The sequence below is a fragment of the Paenibacillus sp. AR247 genome (assembly GCF_002968895.1).
GTDB lineage: Bacteria > Bacillota > Bacilli > Paenibacillales > Paenibacillaceae > Paenibacillus_AQ > Paenibacillus_AQ favisporus.
Genome location: NZ_PCZT01000006.1, coordinates 158,219 through 165,113 on the forward strand (window position 1 = coordinate 158,219; position 6,895 = coordinate 165,113).

Genomic DNA, 6,895 nt, shown 5'->3' on the forward strand with positions numbered 1-6,895 from the left:
GGTTACTTCGCGGTCAGGAGATTGATCGGCAACGGTATTGATCATGCTCATCAAGGGAGTAACTCCGATTCCTCCGCCGATGAGGACCAGATGGTCGTCGGTATGGTCTAAGGTGAAATCACCTGCCGGCGTAGAAAAGAGGAGGGAATCCCCTTCTTGAATGCGGTCGTGCAGATCGTTCGATATGATCCCGGCCGGTTTCCCCTCGTTCGAACGCTCCCGCTTAACGCTGATCCGGTAATAGCTTTTGCCAGGGGCGTCCGAAAGGCTGTAATGACGAATGTGCTTATACTTTTCGCCCGGAACTTCCGCTTTGATCGTTAGATATTGGCCGGGTTCAAAGCCAGCAAGGGCCTGTTTGTCCGAAGGCTCGAGGTAGAAGGAGGTCACATCGTCGCTTTCCGCTACTTTCCGGGTAACCGTAAAGCTGCGGAAACCTTCCCACCCTCCGGCTTGTTCTTTGGCTTCTTTATAAAGATCCTGTTCAATTTGAATAAAGGCATCGGCAATATATTCGTATGCCTTACCCCACGCCCCGATAATGTCATCGGTTGCTGCACTTTCAAGCACCTCCTTGACCGCCTCGAGAAGCGTCTCACCGACCAACGGGTATTGCTCCGGTTTTACGCCGATGGCCCGGTGCTTTTGGGTGACCCTGGTAATGACCGGCATGATGGCATCCAGATTCGTAATATGTTCACCCGCAGCGTATACCGCATAACCCAGTGCCTCCTGCTGCAGCCCGCGCTTCTGGTTGGTCTGGTTAAATAGGTTGTACAGATCCGGAGCCTTGGCAAACAACAATTCGTAAAACTTTTTTCCGATTTGTTCGCTGTGCTGCTTAAGAACAGGCGCTGTAGATTGAACGATTTCGATCCGCAAAACAGAGGTAGAATAACTTGGATAGGAACATTTGTTTGTGTTGTGTTTTTTTAACAATCCCAAGTGGCAGATGCTATGCCACGTCGCTTTCCCAATTAGGCGTCCCAGCCGAGTCATGCCGGGAACAGGATGGGGTCAACAGGTTCCACATTTGTTCTCCGGAAGGTTTAATCATCCGTATATCGGAAAAGGAGCTGATTCAAATTGTCTCAACATGAAGAAAAGAACCACACCACCACGATCCCGTTCGAGAACCGGATTGCGAGCGTGTTTGTGCATGTCACGAATCTTCGGGAATCCGCTGAGTGGTACAGCCGCCTGCTGGGTCTTCCGATCAAGGAAGAACGGTTAAACGGCGGACCGGTGTATTGGTTTGATTTTCAAGGAACGCACCTCATCCTGGATTCCAATTCGGGGAACAGGGAAAATCCGGATTGGAAGGAAGACATGATGCCGCGCATGATGTTACCTGCCAAGGATATTGACGAGGCATACCTTTTTATTCGGGAACAAGGTATGCCTCTCTCTGAACCGGAAAGACACGGGCCGATGGCATACTTTAACTTCCGCGACCCGGAAGGGAACGTACAGATGGCATGCTGGGCCGAGAACCGCGAGGAAGACCTCTCTTTGGCAGGATTAAGCCGAAGTCCGATTTTGCCGAGAATCGGCGGCGTATTTGTTGACGTGAAGCATATGCCGGCGGCTGCCCGGTGGTACTCGGGTCTGCTTGGTGTGGAATATGATGAAGCGGCTGCCGAGCAGCGGATTTATTCCGTTCCGACGGCATCCGGTGCCGCGCTTCTGCTTGACTATAACGGTCATCTGAACGGGGAGTCGTTTTCGGAGCTGTTTTATTTCGAAACAGAGGATTTTGACGGGGCACTCCAATTTGTAAAGTCTAACGGCTTTGAGTTGGCCGGTGAACCGCAAACCTTTCCTGACCTGAGCGAATTTGCGCTTCTGGACCCGGATGGGAACCGGATCGTCATTGCACAAATGAACGAGGAAGGACAATGAAAGAATGAGGAAGAAGCGTACGGCGCGTTGTTCGGCTGGTTTGAGCAAGGGCCTTATGAAAGGGATGTAGGTGATGGCGTCGGAGCAGACTCCCCCAAGCGTTTGCTTGGGGGATCCGCTGTGAATACCGCCCCTGTCAGCGTGGCCAGAACGGCTGCTAATCTTGTAATTCATCCTGGACGCTTGTTTGCCACCCTTCCCTTCGGATTTCATTAATTCATTAATGCGGGTAGGCGGTGCCGAATTCGATGCCGCAAGGACCGCCGTCCGGATTGACATCGAGATCGACCTCACTTCCGTCCCTGCGGAACAACGGCCGATAAAATGAACTGATCTGGGTAGCGGAAGCGTTGGCATAATGGCAAATAAAAGCACGCCGGAAACGATTCTGCGATTTGTTGCGGTAAGACCCATGGATCAGATTACCGTTGAAGAATAGAACGTCTCCCCGGTCCATGATGGCAGGCACGGCTTTCCTGTCTTTGGGCGGCTTAACCAGATGAGTCGTAAACGACTCGCTGGAATCTGCTTCCTCCGGACATACCAGCGCATAATCACTCGTTTTGGGAACGATGAGCATTCCGCCGTTTTCTTCATCCGCCGGGTCGATTGCGGTCCAGGCCGCAATGCAGTTACCCGGTTCGACCTGCAAGTAGAAGTTGTCCTGATGCAGCGCTTGCCCGCGTGAGCCTGGCGGTTTGTAATAAAACATGCTTTGTGCCGCCAATGCCTCCTCGCCGTACAAATCGGCGAGCACATCCATCACGGGTTTATGCAGCATATACTTTTTTGCGGTAGCGTTGAACCGGTGGGGATGCATGACGCGAGGATATCGCTTCAGCGGATCGCCTGCTTCCTGATCGAGCACCGGCTCGAAGTGTCCGGGTACGACGGTGTTGCCGATCTCTTGGAAGGTAGCGTCAATGTCTCTCAATTCTTCCGGCTGAAAAAGCCCTTTTACGATTAAATACCCTTCCGTTTCAAACATTCGCAGCTGTTCTTCCGTCAAAATTTGCGGATTCGTCTGCATGGGGTGTCCCTCCCTGATTCGTAATGGATACTGATTGACAATAGCATACGGTAACTCTATGTTAAGGAGAAGACTGAAATCTGCTATTAAGTCACGGAATCCTGCTATCATCCGAAATGAGGGGAGGTGCGAATATGTCAGGGTTTATTCGTCAACCAGACGTCCTTGAAGGAACTGGCGCAGCGATATTCGGTGACCATTTTGAAAAAGATGACACCTACAGGCTTCACCGGCCAAACGGGATGCGGGACTGGCTGCTGGTCTATACGCTTAGCGGCGAGGGTTACTTCCTGACACCCAGCGGAAAGAAGGGGTGCGGAGCCGGGCAGCTTGGCCTGCTCCGGTCAGGCGTGCCGCACGAATACGGGACGGTCCGCGGATCATGGTGGAATTTTTTATGGATCCATTATCCCGGACTCCCGGAAAACGCTTATCTGCCCGAAGATGACATCCTGATTGAAACGCTGTCCGAAGATCGCATCAAAGACCGGATCGAGCGGGCGTTTCGCAACGTCCTTCAGGATTCGCGCGACAGATCTGTTTTGTGGAAGCCCTTGTGTGAGAATGCGATTCGTGAAGTGCTGCTTCTGCTTGCGCAGCGGACGAAGAAACGGTTTGATCCCAGAATCGAACAGACGCTGGGCATCCTCTCCAGCCGGATGAAGGAGGAGATCAGGGTTGATCTGTTGGCCCGGGAGGTCGGGTTGTCCCCTTCCCGTTTGGCTCATTTGTTTAAGGCAGAGACGGGCCGCACCATTGTGCAGCATGTCAATCAAATGCGCATCCGTCAAGCGGCTTTGCTGATGAAGCATTCCGGAAGGCTGGCGGTAGAAGCCGCCATAGAGGTCGGTTTCGGTAATTACAACCACTTTGCCGACCAATTTCGCAAGTATTACGGAGTTACGCCCCGTGAATACCGCAATCCGCCCCCTAACATGGACAAGGGCTCTTAACGTTGAAGACCGATGGTTGAACCGGACTGTTAAATAGTGGTATATATGAACGAGACAGGCGACCGCAAGTCGGTGTTCTTGACCCAGCAATGCGGGAGGCGGCATGATGACACATTGCGGAGCGCGACATTTGTGAAAGGGGAAATGGCTATGAGCAGTTTCGAACGATTGACCCCGCTGTTCAAAAGGTATCTGGAACAGGGAGGACCGGCCGGTTGCGCCTGCTTGGTGATGCGGAGCGGAGAAACGGTCTATGATGAGAAATTCGGATATGCGAATGTGGAAACGAAGCAGCTTATCCAATCGGACACCATCTATCGCCTGTATTCCATGACGAAAGTCATCACCTGCGCAGCAGCTCTCCAGCTGTATGAACGTGGATTGTACCTGCTTGATGATCCGCTGGAGGAATATTTGCCCGAGTTCAAGAATCCGTCGGTATTTCGCCAAGATGAAAGCGGTAACATGGTGGCCGGCCCAGCGGCGGGTTCGATTCGCATCAGGGACCTCTTTTCGATGACGTCCGGTCTCACCTATGGCGGGAGCGGATCGGAAACGGAGCGGTTAACAGGGCCGATTTATCAAAAAGCGCCGGCGTCGATGGACGTGCGTGCTTTCACCCGCGCGCTGGCGGAAGTTCCGCTCGCCTTTGATCCCGGAACACGCTGGCAATACGGCCTGAGCCATGATGTGCTCGGAGCGCTGATTGAAGTGCTGTCCGGACAGACGTTCGAACAATACTTGAAGCGGGAAATATTCGACCCGCTTGGGATGAAGGACACTTCTTTCCGGATTAGTGAAGGTAAGCGGGATCGTCTTGCCGTGATGTACAATCTTGCGGAAGACGGAACGCTAACGCCTAACAACTCGCTCGAAACTCCTTATCAACCGGAGTGCCGGTTCGAGAGCGGCGGGGGAGGGCTGTTGTCGACGATCGGCGATTACGCCCGATTCGCACAGGCTCTCGTTCGTGGCGGGGAACTGGACGGCTACCGGCTGCTGAGTCCAAAGACCGTTCAATTGATGGCGAGTAATCATTTAACTCCACAACAGATGAATGATTACAATTGGGGGCATTTAAACGGATACGGTTACGGGCTTGGCGTTCGGGTAATGATCGATCCGGCGGCGGGCGGCACAGGCAGCTCGATCGGGGAATACGGCTGGGCCGGCATGGCTGGTTCCTGGGCTATGATTGACCCGCAGGAAGACTTGACCCTCGTGTATATGCAGCAAATGCTGCCGAGCCGCGAGCCTTATATTGCGAACCGGATCCGCAACGTCGTTTATAGCGCGTTGGATTAAACAATCTAGAGATACGTTTTTGGCTTTTTTTATATCTTTACTGCGGCTTACGTCATCCACTTGACGTAAGCCGTTTCTATTTCAGGGAGATGGCATAGTAGGTACCTTGTATTAGTCAAAATGTACTTGTGTATTGGTCAGTTTGGCAGGGGGCGATCCAGCCCTTTTGCCGCTTGTTGGAGAGCGAATCGCCGCCCATAATGGAAACGGGTCCCAATTCTGACAAGGAGCTGATGAAATGATGATGACGATCACCAAACGGTTCAGTAAACCATCGAATGTCCGCAAATGGCTGTTTGGGGCAGCTGTTGGCCTATGGGGCATAATCGCCGGCAGCAATGTATTTGCGGAGCCGTCCGTCCTGAACCCCCCGGAGATGCTTTCTTATTCGGATTTGAATGTTCATGCTGGTGATGTTTTTGAACACGGGACGAACGCAATCTCCTATGCCGGAATTGAAGGGGATCAGGTTGTCGTCCATTCGATCGGTGCTTATGGTCAAATCAAGAAGGAAATCAGCTTTTCCAAACATGAGCTTGAATATATCGCGGAGTTCCACCATACCCAGGATCAGGGGTATATCGCTGGAGGTGGATCACAGATTTTAAAGGTGGGCGAAAAAGGGCAAAAGGAGTGGGCTTATACCCTGGAGAAGGCGGACAGTTATATCGTTTCGGTGGATCAACTGAAAAACGGAAAGTATGCGGCTGCAGTGGATACACCTGGAAGCACCTCCAATAGCCATACGCTGCATTGGATCGTATTTTCCGAAGCGGGAAAAGCCTTGTATGAAGGAGATCTGGTCGACGTTGCCTTCGAACGGATTCATTCCGTGCAGCACACGTCGGATGGAGGGTTTCTCCTATCCGGCAGTGAGTACCGGGACGGGGAGAAGGGGCATGTGGTGCTGGCCAAATTCGCTCCATCGGGTCAAGTCAAGTGGAAGCAATCGATCGCAGTGGCAGACGATTCCCAGAACGTTGAAGTTTTGTCGCTCGCCGAAGGACATGACGGCAGTATCGTGGCCGCCGGCTATTATAACCATCCGAACCCGAACGATCCGATCCGTTATTTGACTACAGGCTTTGCGCTGTCGGTGGATCGCAGCGGCACGCTGCAATGGACAACTATACTTGATTCTGCGTTTGACCGCAGCATGGTGAACGATATCCAGCCTGCATCAAACGGCGGTTTCATCGCGACGGGTAAGGTGAATGAGGATTGGCACGGGACGGTATCCCGACAAGGGGTTTGGGGAATCGCTCCTGACGGGGATACGTCTTGGACGAAAGTGATTAACCGTGCCAGCTACAATGCCGGTGAATTCGTTCAGCCTCTACAGAACGGGCAGACGCTGCTCATCGGCACTGCGGACGGAGCTTACAAGCTAATAAAGCTTGGTGCCACCGCCCTTCAGAACTAGTGAAATCCGCTGAAGTTGACGATGTATACGAAAAAAATGATCAAAACAAAGTGCCCATCCATGGCGTTATCGACGCCGAATGGGCTTTTTGCTTATGCGAACTCTCTCTACTTCTTACAGGCGTTCACTTCCCGCTCCGATGTCCACGGACAGCAGCTTCGTATCTGTTTCGCATGATTCGAAAGTTTTTTCTTTTTTCGAGTATGCTACACTTACAACAAAGGCACAGAGCGAGCGGCAAATCGTTTCTGTCCACTACAGACGCACTAGTAGCGGCGCAAA

6 protein-coding genes are annotated in these 6,895 nt (G+C 52.4%); 4 read left to right on the top strand and 2 right to left on the bottom strand.

Annotation, left to right across the window (positions count from 1 at the left end; genetic code table 11):
* Window positions 1-882: globin domain-containing protein (locus CPT76_RS05635; protein ID WP_374954616.1), on the bottom strand; the 882-nt coding region annotated here is incomplete at its 3' end.
* 204 nt (window positions 883-1,086) lie between these two features.
* On the opposite strand from CPT76_RS05635, the gene CPT76_RS05640 reads away from it, so the two are divergent.
* Window positions 1,087-1,902: a VOC family protein gene (locus CPT76_RS05640; protein WP_105442204.1), complete on the top strand. Its 816-nt coding sequence runs from the start codon at window positions 1,087-1,089 to the stop codon at window positions 1,900-1,902.
* A gap of 220 nt (window positions 1,903-2,122) precedes the next feature.
* Here CPT76_RS05640 and CPT76_RS05645 read toward each other — a convergent pair whose 3' ends face one another.
* Complete coding sequence (locus CPT76_RS05645; protein WP_105442205.1) at window positions 2,123-2,932, bottom strand: phytanoyl-CoA dioxygenase family protein; 810 nt, start codon at window positions 2,930-2,932, stop codon at window positions 2,123-2,125.
* Window positions 2,933-3,066: 134 nt separating this feature from the next.
* Between CPT76_RS05645 and CPT76_RS05650 the strand changes: the two genes are divergently transcribed.
* From CPT76_RS05650 to CPT76_RS05660, 3 genes are all read left to right on the top strand, one after another.
* Window positions 3,067-3,885, top strand: a complete 819-nt coding sequence (locus tag CPT76_RS05650; protein ID WP_105442206.1) for a helix-turn-helix domain-containing protein — start codon at window positions 3,067-3,069, stop codon at window positions 3,883-3,885.
* A gap of 150 nt (window positions 3,886-4,035) precedes the next feature.
* Window positions 4,036-5,190, top strand: coding sequence for a serine hydrolase domain-containing protein (locus CPT76_RS05655; protein WP_105442207.1), 1,155 nt, complete (start codon window positions 4,036-4,038; stop codon window positions 5,188-5,190).
* Between the two features lie 238 nt (window positions 5,191-5,428).
* Window positions 5,429-6,613: a hypothetical protein gene (locus tag CPT76_RS05660; RefSeq protein ID WP_105442208.1), complete on the top strand. Its 1,185-nt coding sequence runs from the start codon at window positions 5,429-5,431 to the stop codon at window positions 6,611-6,613.
* The last annotated feature ends 282 nt before the right edge of the window (window positions 6,614-6,895 follow it).